This is a genomic window from Pantoea sp. JV6 (assembly GCF_025910055.1).
GTDB lineage: Bacteria > Pseudomonadota > Gammaproteobacteria > Enterobacterales > Enterobacteriaceae > Pantoea > Pantoea agglomerans.
This window is the reverse complement of record NZ_JAPCIM010000002.1, coordinates 235,377-252,041: the sequence shown is the minus strand read 5'-3', so window position 1 is coordinate 252,041 and position 16,665 is coordinate 235,377. Positions and strand designations below refer to the sequence as shown.

The following is a 16,665-nucleotide window of genomic DNA, read 5'->3' as shown; positions in this document are numbered from 1 at the left end:
GCTCCCTTTTCGTTTAGAGAGAACGCTGGCTCAGGGAGCATACGCCTTCCGTAAAGACGCAAAAAAACGCCATCCCTGGCAGGCGCAGCGCGGGCGATTACGCACCTCATCCCTAAGGTGCGCCCGCAGCCGGGCCAACGCTTTGCGTTGTTCAAAAACGCTCCCGGCTTTTTGTCCATGGCCCGCGATGCTTTACTCCAGGCGTATGCTCCCATCGCTTTGACTTCGGGAACCGTCTGTAAATGCAAACAGGGAGCCATCCGGCTCCCTGTTATTTTCACTTCAGCAGATTATGCACTTCTGCAAATCAGGCTTTCACCAGCTGCTCTTCCGGACGTTTCAGTACCGCATAGCTCAGACCCGCAATCGCGGTGCCGATGATAATCGCCATCAGATAGCCGATAACCGGGGTAATCGCGCCAGGGATCAGCAGTACGAACAGTCCACCGTGCGGAGCCATCAGTTTTGCGCCAATCGCCATGGAGATCGCGCCGGTGGTTGCACCGCCAACGATACAGCAAGGCAGAACGCGCATCGGGTCACGGGCGGCAAACGGAATCGCGCCTTCAGAGATAAAGCAGAGACCCAGAACCAGTGCTGCTTTACCACCTTCCTGCTGACCTTTATTGAATTTACGACGGGCAACCAGCGTCGCCAGCCCCATCGCCAGCGGTGGCACCATACCGGCTGCCATAATGGCTGCCATTGGCGCATAGGTCTGCGAACTCAGTAACCCGACGCCAAACGCGTAAGCCACTTTGTTTACCGGACCGCCCATATCGGTACACATCATGCCGCCCAGAATGGCACCCAGCAGGACCGCATTCGCCGTTCCCATGTTGGCCAGCCAGTGCGTCAGGCCGTTCATGATGCCAGCAACCGGTTTACCCACTACATAGATCATCAGCAGACCGGTGATCAGACTGGCGAACAGGGGAATAATCAGTATCGGTTTCAGCGCTTCCATACTCTGCGGCAGTTTAACTTTGCCGCTGATCAGCTTCGCCGCATAACCGGCAATAAAGCCCGCGATAATACCGCCTAAGAAACCTGCGTTGATGCTGGTGGCGATCATACCGCCAATCAGACCCGGCGTCAGACCCGGACGGTCAGCGATGGAGAAGGCGATAAAGCCCGCCAGCACCGGCACCATCAGGGCAAAGGCGCTGCCACCACCAATTTGCATCAGCGCCGCAGCCAGCGTGCCCTGCTCTTTAAACGCCGTGATACCAAAGGCAAACGACAGCGCGATGCTCAGACCACCTGCGACCACCATCGGCAGCATGTAAGAAACACCGGTCAGCAGGTGACGATAAGCCCCTGCTCCGCCTTTCTTCTCTTCTTCACTGCTATTGTTCTGTCCGCCAGCCGCCGCTTTATACGGCTTCGCTTCTGCTACCGCTTTATCCAGCTCCTGCGCGGTTTTCTTCAGCGCCAGACCGGTTGAGGTACGGTACATCGGCTTACCGGCAAATTTCGCCAGATCGACTTCGATATCAGCTGCGACGATCACCAGATCGGCGGCAGCGACTTCTTCCGGAGTGATCGCATTACCGGCACCCACTGAACCACGGGTTTCAACTTTCACCCACCAGCCGCGACGGGTCGCTTCAGCCTGAATGGCCTCGGCAGCCATAAAGGTATGCGCCACGCCGGTCGGACAGGCGGTCACCGCGACGACGCGTTTCTGCGCGCCAGCCTGAGCCGGTGCAGCAGGTGCGCCTGCTGCAGGCGTTGCTACCGCAGCCGTTGCCTGCCAGGTTTTCGCTTCTGCTTTCGCGCGGTTCAGGAAGGTTTCTGGCTCACGTACTGCCAGCTGGATATCGCCCAGCCAGACCGCTTTGCCGTTCAGCGCCGCATCGTCCGGCACGTTTTTGCCCAGCACAATCGCCAGCTCAGCGTCGGCAGGATTATCAGTCAGGGTCAGGCCCGCCGCAGCGGCGGCAGCCGCCAGACGCTGTTGTGCCATATATGCGGAAGCCAGTCCCAGTGTAGGGTCTTTAATCAGCAGCGTTTTCATTATCGCTCTCCTGCTGTCAGTTAACGGGTTGTAAGTCGACGCGCGCCATCATTGCGGCCAACTGAGTACGATCGGAAACGCCAACATTGCTCTGGCTGACGGCCATCGCCGCCACGGCAGTCGCAAGACGCAGCGTGTGTTCGCTGGATTCGCGCATCAGCAGGCCATAAATCAGGCCGCCAACCATTGAGTCGCCTGCACCCACGGTGCTGACCACTTCGCACACCGGCGGTTTAGCGATCCATTCGCCAGAAGCGTTGACCCACAGAGCGCCTTCTGCGCCCAGCGAAATCACCACATGGGCGATACCCTGCTCGCGCAGTTCGTGCGCAGCGCCAATCACATCCTGCAGGGTTGGCAGTTTGCGACCGGCCCAGATTTCCAGCTCACGTCGGTTAGGTTTAACCAGCCACGGTGCCGCCTTCAGTCCTGCCACCAGCGCCTCGCGGCTGCTGTCAAAGATGATGCATGGGCAGTGGGTGCGAAGTTCGGTCATCCAGCGGGTAAAGGCATCGTGGTCGACGCCCTCTGGCAGGCTACCGCTGACACAGACCATATCGAACTGGCCCAGCCAGGTCAGAGAATCGGTAGTAAAACGATCCCAGTCCTGCGCCGTCACCTGAAAACCGGAGAAATTCAGATCGGTGACGTCACCGGTCTGTTCAGTGAGTTTAACGTTGATACGGGTACGGCCAGGCACGACATGGAAACGGTTGGCTATGCCCAGCTCACTGAACAACTGCTGGAAACCGTCCTGATTCTCTTTCCCCATGAAGCCACCGACGGTGACATCGATACCCAGATCTTTAAGTACTTTGGCTACGTTGATGCCCTTGCCCGCAGCATGCAGCCCGGTGGTTTTCACCAGGTTAACTTCGCCACGTTCAATTTCAGGGGTATATCCCACCAGATCATACGCCGGATTCAGCGTAATGGTGGCGACGCGTCTGCTCATGATGCCCCCTCACCCAGACCACTGGTGATCGCTTCTTCAATCGCGTTCAGTGCCTGCTGTGCATCTTCACCGCTGGCGGTGAAGCGCAGGCGATGACCTTTCTTCACGCCCAGCGCAACCACTTTCATCAGGCTGCGGCCATTAGCGGGTTTGCCGCTGCCGTCGAGATTGGTCACGGTGATGTCGCTGTTGAACTGCTTGATCACGCTGACCAGCGCCGTGCCTGGACGGGCGTGCAGGCCGTGTTCGTTGCGAATGGTAAATTCAGCCGTCAGCACGTCAGCCTGCTCATCGACTTCGCTGGTGAGCAGTGCGTAAACGCCTGCAGCATCCGCTTTCAACAGACGATCCGCTTTGCCCTGCTGCAGCAATGCGCTGAGGTAACCCAACACTTCCAGCGGACGTTCATCGGTCGCCGAAACGCTGATTAACATCGCAGCCGATTCGCCCTGATGGTCGAAGGCATGTTCAGCGCGGCTGATAGCCACGCCGCTGCGCAGGTTGCCGAGGCTGCTGTCGCTGAGCCAGATACCCTGCCCCAGATTCAGCGGAGGCGTTGAAACTACGTCTGCGACGTAGCTGGCATCCACCACACCAGCGGACTGCAGCCGACCGGCGTTCATCGCCTGGAGGGTGATCAGATCACTGGCAGCCACGTTGAGCGTAATTAATGAGGTGTCGAAGCTGAATTCAGCGGCTTGTTTCTCGCCCATCAGCAACGCACGAAGATCTTCAGCAGAGGCGGTTTTTAACTGTTCTGCAATGGTGTCATCGCTCAGCACATGGGTCAGCTGACGCAGCAGCGCCAGATGTTCATCCGACTTAGCGGCAATCCCGATGGCAACATAGGCTGTCTGATCGTCACCCCAGGCGATGCCCTGCGGAAACTGGAATACCTGAACGCCGGTTTTCAGCACCAGATCGCGGGTATCGGTGGTGCCATGAGGGATTGCGATGCCGTTGCCAAGAAAGGTTGAGGTCTGCTGTTCGCGCGCCAGCATGCCGTTGACGTACCCTTCGGTCACATTGCCCGCCGCGGTTAACGCGGCAGCAACCTGACGAATGGCCTCTTCTTTATTCTGGGCGCTGGCTCCGGTATGGATGGCCTGCAATTCGAGCTGGAACATAATTCTCCTCGCTTGCTGAGATTGAATCGTTTCAGCTAGTGGGAAAGATTTTACGCCATGCTGAGGAAAACAGATGGCGCAGTCACCGCTGAAACGTTTCAGGGATTGTGGTACAGCCGCTTTCACCAGGCAAGAAAATGCGCAAACGGCGTAGCAGATTTTTGACGTTACGCACATTTCGGGCAGGTTTAGCGGATTAACGGACGAACAGGCTGACGCTGCTGCTGTAAAGTGAGAATGAGTGGACCGAAAAACTTCAGCAGCGTCAGCGCCTCAGGGCGCGGTATCCGCTTCGGTTTACAGCAGATACGTTTGCAATTGGTGGATGCATTCTGCGCACGTCTTGATGCTGTGCTTTCATGGGATCGCGCAGCGGTAGATGCAACCACTGAAATCAAAGCGGCGCTGGCTGCTGCCGGAACGCCCATTGGTCTCAACGACACCGCGATTGCCGGGCATGCCATTGCGGCCAGGACTATTCTGGTGACCAATAACACACGCGAGTTTGAACGGGTACCCGGATTGCAGCTGGAAGAGTGGGTCAGCTAACTGCTGACGCTGGGCTGAATCTAAGCGGTGGGAGGGTTCTCAGGCACGAGTGCTGGCTTCAAGCTCAATCAGGTAGGTCATGGCTGAGGTACGATCTGTAAGACACATATCAACTGAAGGTTGCAGACTTCCGCATACTTTCGGCCTTAGATCTGAACCGAAAATCATGCACAAATTTTCATCCGATAACTGAATGCATCGGACATTCGCGGGTTTACCCTGCGGCATTCCGGGGATGGGGCTGGAGATTGACGGCGCGATGCAGCAGGCACCACAATCAATACGACACTGCATTAACACCTCTCACGCGACCTTCAGGATACAACAGACAGTAACAGAACCTCAGAGGGAGCGACACCACACCCTTCAGCTCTTAACTTCCTGCTTAAATCGTTCACTGTCACCCATGCCAGAAATCGGTGAAGAAATAGCGCGCGCTATGCAACAGGCACCGCCCTGGCTACGGCATTGCATGCTGTGCTCAGGCAGAGAAAGTCGCGGCGACAATAGCAGTCCGGGGCGGCAATTGCTATGAAAGCCGCGGCCTGAGACAAAATTTCACGCCGGTGATATTGCCAGTTTTCATCGGCGCGAGTAACGTTGCGCGCACTTCACTCTCAAGATAGCGAGAACAGCAATGCCAAAAGCCAATGAAATTAAAAAAGGGATGGCCGTCACGCACAACGGTAAACTGCTGCTGGTTAAAGATATTGATGTCCAGAGCCCCAGCGCACGCGGTGCCGCCACCCTGTATAAAATGCGCTTTACCGATGTCCGCACCGGTTTAAAAGTGGAAGAGCGCTTTAAAGGCGACGAGATTATTGATGCAATTTCGCTCAGCCGTCGCAGCGTGACCTTCTCTTATATAGATGGTGACGAATATATTTTTATGGATGATGAGGATTACACCCCCTACTCCTTTAAACAGGAGCAGATTGAAGAGGAGCTGCTGTTTATCCCCGAAGGCGGTATCCCTGGCATTCACGTGCTGACGATGGAAGGTCAGGTCCTGGCGCTGGAACTGCCACAAACCGTGGATATGGAGATTGTTGATACCTCACCAGGCATTAAAGGTGCTTCCGCCAGCGCCCGCACCAAACCCGCCGGTATGAGTACAGGCCTCTCGATTCAGGTACCGGAATACCTCAGCAACGGTGACCGCATCCGCATCCACATTGCTGAACGCCGCTATATGGGCCGTGCAGACTAAATCAGAAGCCTGCTGCCGATCGTGATAGTGTTATATTATTACATTATCACGTTATTCCCCGGCAGGAGTCACTCCCATGACACGCGTTAATCTGATTACCGGTTTTTTGGGCAGCGGCAAAACCACGCTGCTCTGCCATCTGCTGGCTGCCAGGCCGTCCGGGGAAAACTGGGCGGTGCTGGTTAATGAATTTGGCGAGATCGGGATCGACGGCGCCCTGCTGGCCGATCGCGGTGCCACGCTGAAAGAGATCCCCGGCGGCTGCCTGTGCTGTGTGAATGGCCTGCCGATGCAGGTCGGGCTGAATATGCTGCTGAAGAGCAAACCCGATCGGCTGCTGATCGAGCCAACCGGCCTGGGCCATCCTCGTCAGGTGCTGGAGATGTTGAGTGCGCCCGTCTATCAGTCGTGGCTGCAACTGAATGCCACACTGACGCTGCTGGATGCGCGTCAGCTGGCCAATCCTCGTATCGTTGCCAATGAAAACTTCCGCGATCAGCTGGCTGCCGCCGACCTTATTATCGCTAATAAGCGCGACTGCTGGGATCAGGCGGATCGTCAGCGCCTGGCTGACTGGCAGCAGCAGATGCAGCCTGCGCGCCCTCTGATAGAGACAGAATTTGGTCAGATCCCCCTTTCTCTGCTGGATACACCCCGGCAGCCGCGCGAGCTTCCCGTGCCGCAGCACCATCATTCGTCGGGTCCCACCAGCGGTCTGGCGGCGTTGCGACTGAATGGCGAGGCGCGCTGGCGTCGGGCGCTGAACCACGGACAGGGCTTTAGCGCCTGCGGCTGGCTGTTTGATGGTGATACGCTGTTCGACAGCGGCACGCTGCTGGAATGGGTTCGGCAGGCGCCGGTAGATCGCGTTAAAGGAGTGATGCGCACGAAAGAAGGCGCTCTGCGTATCAATCGCCAGGCAAATGAGCTGCAGAGTGAAACACTCCCCTCACCGCCATCCGATAGCCGCATTGAGATCATTCATTCTCAACAGGCTGACTGGAATCGTCTACAATCGGCATTGTTGAAGTGCCGTTTACGCTGACAGAGGTATTGTCGGCGGTTATTTTTAATAATAATGAGTTTAACTATGCGCGTAACTCGCCTTATTACTATCCTGCTGCTTAATGCACTGGGCGTGGTGCTATTTCTGTCATGGTATCTGCCCCCGGAACATGGCTTCTGGTTCGGCGTCGATAAATCTATTTTCTTTGGCTTCAATAGCCAGATGGTGACCCATCCGCTGTTCGCGCTGATCGTCGCTATCACGAATTACCGTGGTTTTGATGCGGTGTCATTGCTGGCGATGGGTCTGCTTTACCTGTCGATCTGGCGGCGCGAAACGCCACAGGCGCAGCGCCGGATGCTGGCAATCGGCATCACCATGCTGCTGACCGCCGTCGTTCTCAATCAGCTGGGCCATTTATTGCCGGTTAAACACTCCAGTCCGACACTGTTCTTCGAAAACGTGCATCGCGTCAGTGAACTGACCGGTATTCCCGCTAAAGATGCTTCAAAAGATAGCTTCCCCGGCGACCACGGTATGATGCTGATCATTTTCGCCTGCTTTATCTGGCGTTACTTTGGTTTCAGCCGCTTTTTAATTGCCACGGCTATTGTGGTGATATTTTCACTGCCACGCATCATGGCCGGTGCGCACTGGTTTACCGATGTTGCCGTCGGTTCAATGTCGGTGGTATTAGTGGGTCTGAGCTGGTGGCTATTAACGCCAGCCAGTGACGTATTGGTTAACTGGTTTTATCGCAAATTGCCGGGTAAATATAAGCCCGTGACGTAAATGTTAAGCGCGGGCGATTTAAACCCCCTGGTTTGAACCGCCCGCGCTTATAAAAAACACCCCATCACTATTAGCCTGCTAATTAAATTCACGAAAAGAAAAGGTTATGACCCTGCTGGCAGGTTAAATAGTCGCCAATATCCTCTGTCAATAAAGAAAACTCTAAAAATAGCGGCTATGCCCCGAATTAGCCCCCCTTTAACTCCCTGTTCTCACCATCATTTGACCACAATTGTAGCTAAAGTAGTCAGTGTGTTACGGTTTGATTTCACATCAAAAAAACCTATATGAAATTGATTAAAAGCACTCGCCACGGCGTCTGTAATCAGTTAACCTCAGTCGCAGTGAGGCAAAAGCGGCAGAAAATTCGGATTTTTTACCGTTAAAATGTGTCCATTAACACATTTTAGTAATTAAGGATTTGTCTTAGTCTGTTTCGCTTATTAATCTCCCTGTTTTGTCATCTGGCTGGCGACAATCTTGTCGTAAGGAAATCGAAGGAAAACCCGAATAATGGTCAAGTCTCAACCAATACTGAGATATATCTTGCGGATCGTGCCCGCAGTGGCGCTGGCAACACTCCTCTCAGCTTGTAGCAGTACCCATAGCAGTCAAAACGCGAATAACGAGAATCATGAAGTTAACAACCACAATGGTTTTTTACTTCAGGCGTCTCAGGATGAGTTTGAAGAAATGGTGCGTAATGTCGACGTTAAGTCGCGCATCATGGAACAATACGCCGTCTGGAAAGGTGTCCGCTATCGCCTCGGTGGCGATACTAAACGCGGGATCGATTGTTCCGCCTTTGTACAACGCACCTTCCGCGATCAGTTTGGCTTAGAATTACCGCGTTCTACCTCTCAGCAGCAGGACACCGGTAAAGAGATTACCCGCAGTAAACTGCGTCCCGGCGATCTGGTGATGTTCCGTGCAGGCTCTACGGGCCGTCACGTTGGCATCTATCTTGGCAACGATAACTTCGTTCATGCCTCGACCAGCAGTGGCGTGATGATCTCCAGTCTGAATGATGATTACTGGAAAAAGCGCTACCGTGAAGGACGCCGTGTATTAAGTCGTAACCCGACCTGATAACCACTTTCGATCTTCTCTCAGCCAGAGAAAATGAAACGCTGCTTATGCAGCGTTTTTTTTCGCCTTTAATCATTTTTACCAGCAGTTATATAAGATAAAAGCATTCTGACTCAGATTAATAGCAAGACATTTCCCGCCGTCTCGTTATATTCTCGGTCGCTTAAACCGAAGCCGTCGTGCGCAATAACATAATAATAATTTGATTAGGGGAAGCTCCTCATGCCACTGTCGGGGGCGCTACGGCGCCATGCCACCTATCCTCGCCGTATCGCATGGAGTAGTGCGATGGCTGGCGGCTTATTCTTTCTGTTATTTGCTGCACTCTCGCTTCACCAGACCTGGCAGAAGCGCGAACGACAGCATCAGCAACTGCTGGAGAACAGCCGCACGGCATTGCAGCAAACGCTCTCCAGCCTGATTAACAGTACTCTCAGTCCCCTGCTTCCGTTTACCCACACTGCCTGCAATACCATCAATCGTGAACTCACCTCACGCGCCGCATTTGCCGGAAATCTTCGTGCCATCCTGCTGGTTAAAGAAGGTAATGCCTTTTGCTCCTCGGCCACCGGCAGTTTTAATCTGCCGCTCAATGTAATTGCGCCCCTGAGTGATATTTCGCGTGATATCGATCTGCAGCTGATGCCGGGCACGCCGTTGCAGCCCAATAAACCGGCGCTGGCGTTGTGGATCAAAAATCCCGGCAGCCTGCAGTCAGGCGTTTTCGCGACGCTGAATATTACCCTGGCACCCTATCAGCTGCTGGCGTCCGGGCATCCGGAAATCACCGGTATGGCACTGGTGGCACAACGCAGTGCCTTAACCAGCTGGCAATCCGTCGTCATGCAGAATAAAAACCTGCCGACGCCGCTGCACCGGCAGGCGCTGACAGGCTATCCGCTGCAGTTTGTGTTGTACGGTTCCACTCTGGCGTTCAGCGATTATCAGAATATCCTGCTGAGCGGCCTGCTACTGTCGCTGCTGGTTTCAGGCGCTTGCTGGCTGCTGTTGTCGGTTTATCAGCGCCCTGGTAAAGAGCTGATTCGGGGCATGAAGCGCGGTGAATTTCACGTCGAATATCAGCCGCTGGTCACCTCCCATGATGGTCAGCCGTATGGGATGGAAGCGTTACTGCGCTGGACCCACCCGACGAAAGGCCCGATTCCGCCCGATGTGTTTATTCACTATGCCGAGGCGCAGAACCTGATTATTCCCCTGACCCGACATCTGTTTCAGCTGGTTTCCCGTGATGCCCACCTGCTGTGTCATACCATTCCCCGTCATGCCTGCCTCAGCCTCAACATTTCGCCCCTGCATCTGGCTGACAGCGGTTTCCGTCAGGATGTGCTGCGCTGGCTTGATACTATGCCTGCGGACCACTTTACTTACGTGTTTGAGATCACCGAGCGAGCCATGGTGCGCGACGAAAACGTTGGAGAACTGTTTGACTGGCTGCATCAGCAGCAGATCCATATCGCCATTGATGATTTCGGTACCGGTCACAGCGCGCTGATCTATCTGGAACGTTATGACTTTGATTATCTGAAAATTGATCGCGGCTTTGTTCAGAGCATCGGTACGGATAGCCTGACCTCGCCGGTGCTCGATACCGTGCTGCAGCTGGCGAAGAAGCTGAATCTGAAAAGTGTGGCCGAAGGGGTAGAAACCGGCGAGCAGGCTGCCTGGCTGATTAACCGCGGTGTGACCCATCTGCAGGGTTACATCTTTAGCCGTCCGCTGCGACCGGAAACGCTGATAGACTATTTCCGGCGTCATAACGCCTGACACTACCTGGCCCAATCGCGCCAGACATCTGACAGGAGAGTGCATGCTGTTTCGTTCCGGACTTCTGCTGCTGTGCGGCCTGCTCAGCGCCCCGCTGCTGGCGGCCTCTGTCCAGCAAAGCTACGCGTTCACCCAGGCCGGTGAAGCGAAATATCCGCCTGGCTTCAGCCATTACGACTACGCCGATCCCCGCGCACCCAAAGGCGGCAGCATCACCATGGCGGTAGTGGGCACTTACGACAACTTCAACCGCTACGCTTCTCGCGGTAATCCGGGCATTAACACCGGCACGCTTTATGATGGGCTTTACACCAGCTCAGACGATGAACCTGGCAGTTATTATCCGCTGATTGCCGAGTCAGCGCGCTACGCCAGCGATTTTACATGGATTGAGATCCGCCTTAATCCCCGCGCACGTTTTCAGAATGGCACACCCATCACCGCCCGCGACGTGGCGTTCACCTATCAGAAATTCATGACCGAGGGCGTGCCTCAATTTCGCGTCGCCTACCGTGGTGTGACCGTTAAAGCGTTGAACGATCTCACTGTACGCATCGAGGCACAGAAGCCGGATAAAGATCTGCTGCTTGGCTTACTGACGCTGCCGGTTATCGCAGAGTCGTTCTGGCGCGATAAGAAGTTTAATGAGCCGTTAAGCGAGCCACCCTTGTCGAGCGGACCCTATCGCATCACTCGCTGGAAGCTGGGACAGTTTATTGAGTTCAGCCGGGTAAAAGATTACTGGGCCGCTGATCTGCCGGTCAATCGCGGACGCTTTAATTTTGATCGAATGCGTTATGACTACTATCTGGATGACAATGTGGCATTTGAAGCCTTCAAGGCGGGTGCTTACGATCTGCGTGAAGAGACATCGGCAAAGAAATGGGCCACTCAGTATCGTGGCCGCAATTTTGACGATGGCAGCATCGTTAAAGAGACCACGCCTAACGATGCCGCTATCGATACCCGCTGGCTGGCATTCAACAATGAAAAACCGCTGTTCCAGGATCGCCGCGTGCGTCAGGCGCTGTCACTGATGTTCGATTTCGAGTGGATGAACAAGGCGCTCTATTACGGTGCCTGGCAGCGCGCCAGCAGTTATTTCCAGAACACGGCGTATGCGGCCAGCGGCGTGCCGGATGCACAGCAGCAGGCCCTGCTTGAACCCTGGCGCGCGCAACTGCCACCTGAGCTGTTCTGCCAGCCTTATCAGCCACACAAAACCGACGGCAGCGGCTATGACCGCGCCAGCCTGTTAAAAGCGTCTGACCTGCTGGAACAGGCGGGCTGGCAGATAAAAAATCGCCGTCTGGTCAATGATAAAACCGGTCAGCCGTTTACCATAGAACTCCTGCTGCGCGGTGGCACCAATACCGACTGGGCGTTACCGTTCCAGCACAATCTTTCCCGGCTTGGCATTACGCTGAACCTGCGGCAGATCGATAACTCGCAGTATCTGCGGCGGTGGCGCGAAGGCGACTATGACATGATTGCCACGGTCTATGGGGCAATGCCGATCCCGACCTCCAGTCTGCAGATCCTGTGGCAGTCTGACTTTATCGCCTCGTCGTGGAATACCGCGCGGGTCAAAGAGCCTGTAGTCGATCATTTCGTGAAACAGATTGTGGCGCATCAGGGTGATCCCGCCGCGCTGCGGCCGCTGGCCCAGGCGCTGGACCGGGTGCTGCTGTGGAATGCGTATATGATCCCGATGTGGTACAACGCAGAGCAGCGGCTGGCGTACTGGGAAAAGTTTTCTCACCCTGCCCGCAAGCCAGCCTACAGCGTCGGACTGGAAAACTGGTGGTACGACACAAACAAAGCCGGACGCCTGCCGGCCAGCAAACGCTAAGGAGATCACCGTTGGCCGCTTACTTTCTGCGCAGATTGCTGCTGATCATCCCGACGTTATGGGCGATCATCACGCTTAATTTTTTTATCGTGCAAATCGCGCCCGGCGGACCGGTCGATCAGGCGCTGGCTAACATTCAGTTTGGTCAGACAACCGGTCTGCCCGGCAGTGGCGCAGACAGCGCCGGTTCACGCGCCAGCGTCAGTCATCTCAATCCTGCCGATAATCAGTATCGTGGCGCACGCGGGCTGGATCCCGAAGTGATTGCTGAGATTAAACAGCGTTACGGTTTCGATAAACCTCTCTGGCAGCGTTACGGCGAGATGCTGTGGAATTATCTGCGTCTGGATTTTGGCGACAGCCTGTTTCGCAGTGCCTCGGTGATCGGGCTGATCAAAGAGAGCCTGCCGGTTTCGATCAGTCTGGGATTATGGAGCACACTGATCATCTACCTGGTGTCGATCCCGCTGGGGATCCGCAAAGCGGTGCGCAATGGCAGCGCTTTCGATGTCTGGAGCAGCGCTTTTATTATCATTGGCTACTCCATCCCGGCTTTTCTGTTTGGCATCATGTTAATCGTGCTGTTTGCCGGTGGTAGCTATCTGGACTGGTTTCCGCTGCGCGGCCTCACCTCTGCGCAGCACGACACACTGCCCTGGTATGGCAAAGTGCTGGACTACTTCTGGCATATCGCCCTGCCGGTGCTGGCGACAGTGATCGGCGGCTTCGCCACGCTGACCATGCTGACGAAAAACGCGTTTCTGGATGAGATCCGCAAGCTCTATGTGGTGACTGCGCGCGCCAAAGGGGTGCCGGAGCGCCGTATTCTCTATCACCATGTGTTTCGCAATGCGATGCTGCTGGTGATCGCCAGCTTCCCCGCCACCTTTATCAGCATGTTCTTTACCAGCTCGGTGCTGATCGAGGTGATGTTCTCGCTCAACGGGCTTGGACTACTCGGCTATGATGCGACTCTGCAACGCGACTATCCGGTGATGTTTGGCACGCTCTATATTTTTACGCTGATAGGTTTGCTGATGAATATTCTCAGTGATCTGACCTATACGCTGGTCGATCCGCGCATCGATTTCGGGAGCCGCTCATGACGCTCTCTCCGCTAAATCAACAGCGCTGGCAGCGCTTTCGTCATAACCGGCGCGGCTACTGGTCGCTGTGGATCTTTCTGATCATCTTTCTGCTGTCGATGGGTGCCGAACTGATTGCCAATGACAAGCCACTGCTGGTGCATTACCAGCAGCGCTGGACAGTGCCGCTGCTGTTTGACTACAGCGAGACCGACTATGGCGGCGCACTGGCGACAGCGGCGGATTATCAGGATCCCTGGCTGCGGCAGCGCATTGAGCAGAATGGCTGGGCCATATGGGCACCGATTCGTTTCAGCGACAGCACCATCAACTTTGCCACCGAGGTACCCTTCCCCTCTCCGCCCTCTGCGCAGAACTGGCTCGGCACGGATGCTAACGGCGGCGACGTGATGGCACGCCTGCTCTATGGCACGCGCATTTCTCTGCTGTTCGGACTGATGCTGACGCTCTTCTCCAGCGTCATCGGGATTGTGGTCGGCGCGGTGCAGGGCTATTTCGGCGGCAGGATTGACCTGATTGGGCAGCGGCTGATTGAAGTCTGGTCCGGCATGCCTGCGCTGTTTCTTCTGATTCTCCTCTCCAGCGTGATCCAGCCGGGTTTCTGGTGGCTGCTGCTGGTCACCGTGGCTTTCGGCTGGATGAGCCTGGTCAGCGTGGTCCGGGCCGAGTTTCTGCGTACCCGAAACTTTGATTACATCCGTGCGGCGCAGGCGCTGGGGGTCAGCGACGGCCGGATTATGCTGCGCCACATGCTGCCTAACGCCATGGTCGCCACCCTGACCTTCCTGCCATTTATTCTGTGCGGATCGATTACCACGCTGACCTCACTCGACTTTCTCGGCTTTGGCCTGCCGCTGGGTTCGCCCTCGCTGGGCGAGTTACTGCTGCAGGGCAAAAATAACCTGCAGGCACCCTGGTTAGGCCTGGCGGGCTTTTTCACCCTGGCGATCCTGCTTTCGCTGCTGATTTTTATTGGCGAAGCGGTACGCGACGCTTTTGATCCGGGCAAAGGAGCCTGAATGAACACGCCATTGCTTGCCATCAATCATCTCTCAGTCGCCTTTCGTCAGGGCCAGACGCTTCGCCAGGTGGTGAATGACGTTTCACTGCGCATCGACGCGGGCGAAACGCTGGCGCTGGTGGGCGAGTCGGGTTCCGGCAAGAGCGTTACGGCACTGTCGGTGATGCGACTGCTGCATGAGGCTGCGGTGGCTTATCCCAGCGGGGAGATTCTGTTTAACGGTGAAGATCTGCTGCGCGCGCGCGAGCAGCGCCTGCGCGGGATTCGCGGCAACCAGATCGCGATGATTTTTCAGGAGCCGATGGTATCGCTTAATCCGCTGCACACCGTGGAGAAGCAGCTTTATGAAGTGCTGTCGCTGCATCGCGGCCTGCGTCGTCCGGCGGCACGCGGTGAAATTCTCAGCGTGCTTGATCGGGTCGGGATACGGCAGCCCGCCACCCGGCTCAATGATTTCCCCCACCAGCTCTCGGGTGGGGAACGTCAGCGGGTGATGATCGCCATGGCGCTGCTGACCGAGCCTCAGCTGCTGATTGCCGATGAGCCAACCACCGCGCTGGATGTGACGGTGCAGGCGCAAATCCTGACGCTGCTTCGTGAACTGCAGCATGAGCTGAATATGGGCATGCTGTTTATCACCCATAACCTGAATATCGTGCGTCAGCTGGCGGATAACGTCAGCGTGATGCGCAATGGTCACATCGTCGAACAGAACCGCTGCCAGACCCTGCTGAATCAGCCGCAACACCCTTACAGCCAGCAGTTGCTGGCTGCCGAACCGGAAGGAAAAGCGCTGCCGCTGCCCGCAGACGCGCCGGTCATTCTTCGGGTCGATAATCTTCAGGTCAGCTTTCCGCTGCGGCGCGGGCTGTTCCGCCGGCAGAGTGGTGAGAAACAGGTGCTCTCCGGGCTGAGCTTCAGCCTGCGGCGCGGCGAAAGTCTGGGGCTGGTGGGCGAGTCCGGATCAGGTAAAAGCACTACCGGGCTGGCACTGCTGCGGCTGATTGCCTCGCGCGGCGAAGTCTGGTTTGACGGCCAGCCGCTGTATCAGCTGTCACGTCGTCAGTTATTGCCGCTGCGTCAGCGCATTCAGGTGGTGTTTCAGGATCCTAACTCTTCACTGAATCCGCGTATGACAGTGCAGCAGATCATTGCGGAAGGGCTTGCGGTACATCAGCCCGAACTTAGCCGTGCGCAACAGGAGCAGCGGGTCATCGAGGTAATGGCGGAGGTGGGGCTTGAAGCGGAAAGTCGCCATCGTTATCCGGCCGAATTTTCGGGCGGTCAGCGACAGCGTATTGCCATTGCGCGTGCACTGATTCTGGAGCCGGAGTTGCTGGTGCTGGATGAACCGACCTCATCGCTGGATCGCACGGTGCAGAAGCAGATTCTGACGCTGTTGCGCCGCTTACAGCAGCAGCGGCAGCTCAGCTATCTGTTTATCAGTCACGATCTGGATGTGGTGCGCGCCCTGTGCCATCAGCTTATTGTGCTGCGTCAGGGAGAAGTGGTGGAACAGGGAGAGTGTGAAAGGTTGTTTGCTTCACCCGCGGCCGGGTATACCCGCGAGCTGCTGCAGTCGGCGCAACTCAACCTGCGATAAAAGTCTCGGCAATCGCTACGCCCTGATTTTTCAGGCAGCAGTTGGTGGCGCTTTCGTCACGACGCTGAATGAACAGGCAGGGCTGTCCTTCGCACTCGGCCACTTTACAATCGACCTGAATATCCGCCAGAACCTCTTTTAGCTGCTGAAGGATCTCCCACGCCGGAATGCCATCATGGCTGATCAATCGCAGCGCAACGAAATCCTGCTCGTCCAGCGTTGCGTCATCGGATTCGATAGCACTGTGGTGATCGCTGGCCCAGCGAAAATGCTGTGGCAGACGATGCACAATCGAAAGTTGCAGCATAGTTTACTCTCCCCGGATGAGTTTATGTCGCAACACAAAGCAGCCCAGTTGGAAGCGGCCTGATAACCGCTGAGTCCGGACAGGGTTTAATGGCCCGTCCGTGTGGATTGCAGAAGCGCATTTTTGCGACTCACATCGCACTTCAGCCTATATGTACCGCGTTCACACGCCGTTAACAATCATTTTAGCTGCATTGTGATTACTTTTTTAACTAAATATTTTCACAATATCGAAACAAAGTCA

At 55.7% G+C, this 16,665-nt stretch carries 14 protein-coding genes and 1 pseudogene; 10 read left to right on the top strand and 5 right to left on the bottom strand.

Annotated elements, in window-relative coordinates; all coding sequences use genetic code 11:
* Nucleotides 1-307: 307 nt before the first annotated feature.
* Genes fruA through fruB form a run of 3 tightly spaced genes read right to left on the bottom strand, consistent with a single transcriptional unit; the run spans nucleotide 308 to nucleotide 4,102 of the window.
* Complete coding sequence (gene fruA, locus OK412_RS01800; RefSeq protein WP_033778749.1) at nucleotides 308-2,020, bottom strand: PTS fructose transporter subunit IIBC; 1,713 nt, start codon at nucleotides 2,018-2,020, stop codon at nucleotides 308-310.
* 16 nt (nucleotides 2,021-2,036) lie between these two features.
* Nucleotides 2,037-2,975, bottom strand: a complete 939-nt coding sequence (fruK, locus tag OK412_RS01795) for a 1-phosphofructokinase (protein WP_010248301.1) — start codon at nucleotides 2,973-2,975, stop codon at nucleotides 2,037-2,039.
* On the bottom strand, nucleotides 2,972-4,102 hold the full coding sequence (gene fruB, locus OK412_RS01790) for a fused PTS fructose transporter subunit IIA/HPr protein (RefSeq protein ID WP_010248303.1): 1,131 nt from the start codon (nucleotides 4,100-4,102) through the stop codon (nucleotides 2,972-2,974). Before fruB ends, fruK begins: the two co-directional genes overlap by 4 nt.
* Before the next feature lie 312 nt (nucleotides 4,103-4,414).
* Here fruB and OK412_RS01785 point away from each other — a divergent pair.
* A pseudogene (locus tag OK412_RS01785) lies at nucleotides 4,415-4,651 on the top strand (type II toxin-antitoxin system VapC family toxin); the annotation flags it as partial.
* Between the two features lie 39 nt (nucleotides 4,652-4,690).
* On the opposite strand, the gene OK412_RS01780 reads toward OK412_RS01785, so the two are convergent.
* Nucleotides 4,691-4,945 carry a YkgJ family cysteine cluster protein gene (locus OK412_RS01780; RefSeq protein ID WP_031292689.1) on the bottom strand — a complete coding sequence of 85 codons (255 nt, stop codon included), beginning with the start codon at nucleotides 4,943-4,945 and terminating at the stop codon, nucleotides 4,691-4,693.
* 343 nt (nucleotides 4,946-5,288) lie between these two features.
* Between OK412_RS01780 and yeiP the strand changes: the two genes are divergently transcribed.
* From yeiP to yejF, 9 genes are all read left to right on the top strand, one after another.
* A complete protein-coding gene (gene yeiP / locus OK412_RS01775) occupies nucleotides 5,289-5,861 on the top strand; it encodes an elongation factor P-like protein YeiP (RefSeq protein ID WP_003854146.1) in 573 nt (190 codons plus the stop codon).
* Nucleotides 5,862-5,937: 76 nt separating this feature from the next.
* A complete protein-coding gene (locus OK412_RS01770) occupies nucleotides 5,938-6,906 on the top strand; it encodes a CobW family GTP-binding protein (protein WP_264352611.1) in 969 nt (322 codons plus the stop codon).
* A 45-nt stretch (nucleotides 6,907-6,951) separates the two neighbouring features.
* Nucleotides 6,952-7,659 carry a phosphatase PAP2 family protein gene (locus OK412_RS01765; protein ID WP_010671014.1) on the top strand — a complete coding sequence of 236 codons (708 nt, stop codon included), beginning with the start codon at nucleotides 6,952-6,954 and terminating at the stop codon, nucleotides 7,657-7,659.
* Between the two features lie 513 nt (nucleotides 7,660-8,172).
* Nucleotides 8,173-8,748 (top strand): bifunctional murein DD-endopeptidase/murein LD-carboxypeptidase, encoded by a 576-nt coding sequence (gene mepS / locus OK412_RS01760; RefSeq protein ID WP_010248316.1) that lies wholly within the window; start codon nucleotides 8,173-8,175, stop codon nucleotides 8,746-8,748.
* Between the two features lie 222 nt (nucleotides 8,749-8,970).
* Entirely contained in the window at nucleotides 8,971-10,533 is a 1,563-nt protein-coding gene (locus tag OK412_RS01755; RefSeq protein ID WP_029519627.1) for a cyclic di-GMP phosphodiesterase, read from the top strand.
* Between the two features lie 43 nt (nucleotides 10,534-10,576).
* On the top strand, nucleotides 10,577-12,385 hold the full coding sequence (locus OK412_RS01750) for an extracellular solute-binding protein (RefSeq protein WP_264352610.1): 1,809 nt from the start codon (nucleotides 10,577-10,579) through the stop codon (nucleotides 12,383-12,385).
* Nucleotides 12,386-12,396: 11 nt separating this feature from the next.
* Nucleotides 12,397-13,491: a microcin C ABC transporter permease YejB gene (locus OK412_RS01745; RefSeq protein WP_010248326.1), complete on the top strand. Its 1,095-nt coding sequence runs from the start codon at nucleotides 12,397-12,399 to the stop codon at nucleotides 13,489-13,491.
* Nucleotides 13,488-14,510 (top strand): ABC transporter permease, encoded by a 1,023-nt coding sequence (locus OK412_RS01740; protein ID WP_033772273.1) that lies wholly within the window; start codon nucleotides 13,488-13,490, stop codon nucleotides 14,508-14,510. The genes OK412_RS01745 and OK412_RS01740 overlap by 4 nt, the downstream gene beginning before the upstream one ends.
* Nucleotides 14,511-16,115, top strand: a complete 1,605-nt coding sequence (gene yejF / locus OK412_RS01735; RefSeq protein WP_264352609.1) for a microcin C ABC transporter ATP-binding protein YejF — start codon at nucleotides 14,511-14,513, stop codon at nucleotides 16,113-16,115. It abuts the gene before it with no gap.
* On the opposite strand, the gene OK412_RS01730 is transcribed toward yejF, so the two are convergent.
* Nucleotides 16,102-16,422, bottom strand: a complete 321-nt coding sequence (locus OK412_RS01730; RefSeq protein WP_033788223.1) for a hypothetical protein — start codon at nucleotides 16,420-16,422, stop codon at nucleotides 16,102-16,104. The genes yejF and OK412_RS01730 overlap by 14 nt on opposite strands.
* Nucleotides 16,423-16,665: the final 243 nt, after the last annotated feature.

Bases quoted from the DNA above. Each gene is read 5' to 3' on its own strand.
- OK412_RS01740 (WP_033772273.1), top strand. From the start codon at position 13,488: ATGACGCTCTCTCCGCTAAATCAACAGCGCTGGCAGCGCTTTCGTCAT.
- yejF (WP_264352609.1), top strand. From the start codon at position 14,511: ATGAACACGCCATTGCTTGCCATCAATCATCTCTCAGTCGCCTTTCGT.
- OK412_RS01770 (WP_264352611.1), top strand. From the start codon at position 5,938: ATGACACGCGTTAATCTGATTACCGGTTTTTTGGGCAGCGGCAAAACC.
- OK412_RS01750 (WP_264352610.1), top strand. From the start codon at position 10,577: ATGCTGTTTCGTTCCGGACTTCTGCTGCTGTGCGGCCTGCTCAGCGCC.
- OK412_RS01780 (WP_031292689.1), bottom strand. From the start codon at position 4,945: ATGCAGTGTCGTATTGATTGTGGTGCCTGCTGCATCGCGCCGTCAATC.
- fruB (WP_010248303.1), bottom strand. From the start codon at position 4,102: ATGTTCCAGCTCGAATTGCAGGCCATCCATACCGGAGCCAGCGCCCAG.
- OK412_RS01755 (WP_029519627.1), top strand. From the start codon at position 8,971: ATGCCACTGTCGGGGGCGCTACGGCGCCATGCCACCTATCCTCGCCGT.
- mepS (WP_010248316.1), top strand. From the start codon at position 8,173: ATGGTCAAGTCTCAACCAATACTGAGATATATCTTGCGGATCGTGCCC.
- OK412_RS01765 (WP_010671014.1), top strand. From the start codon at position 6,952: ATGCGCGTAACTCGCCTTATTACTATCCTGCTGCTTAATGCACTGGGC.
- OK412_RS01730 (WP_033788223.1), bottom strand. From the start codon at position 16,422: ATGCTGCAACTTTCGATTGTGCATCGTCTGCCACAGCATTTTCGCTGG.
- fruA (WP_033778749.1), bottom strand. From the start codon at position 2,020: ATGAAAACGCTGCTGATTAAAGACCCTACACTGGGACTGGCTTCCGCA.
- yeiP (WP_003854146.1), top strand. From the start codon at position 5,289: ATGCCAAAAGCCAATGAAATTAAAAAAGGGATGGCCGTCACGCACAAC.
- fruK (WP_010248301.1), bottom strand. From the start codon at position 2,975: ATGAGCAGACGCGTCGCCACCATTACGCTGAATCCGGCGTATGATCTG.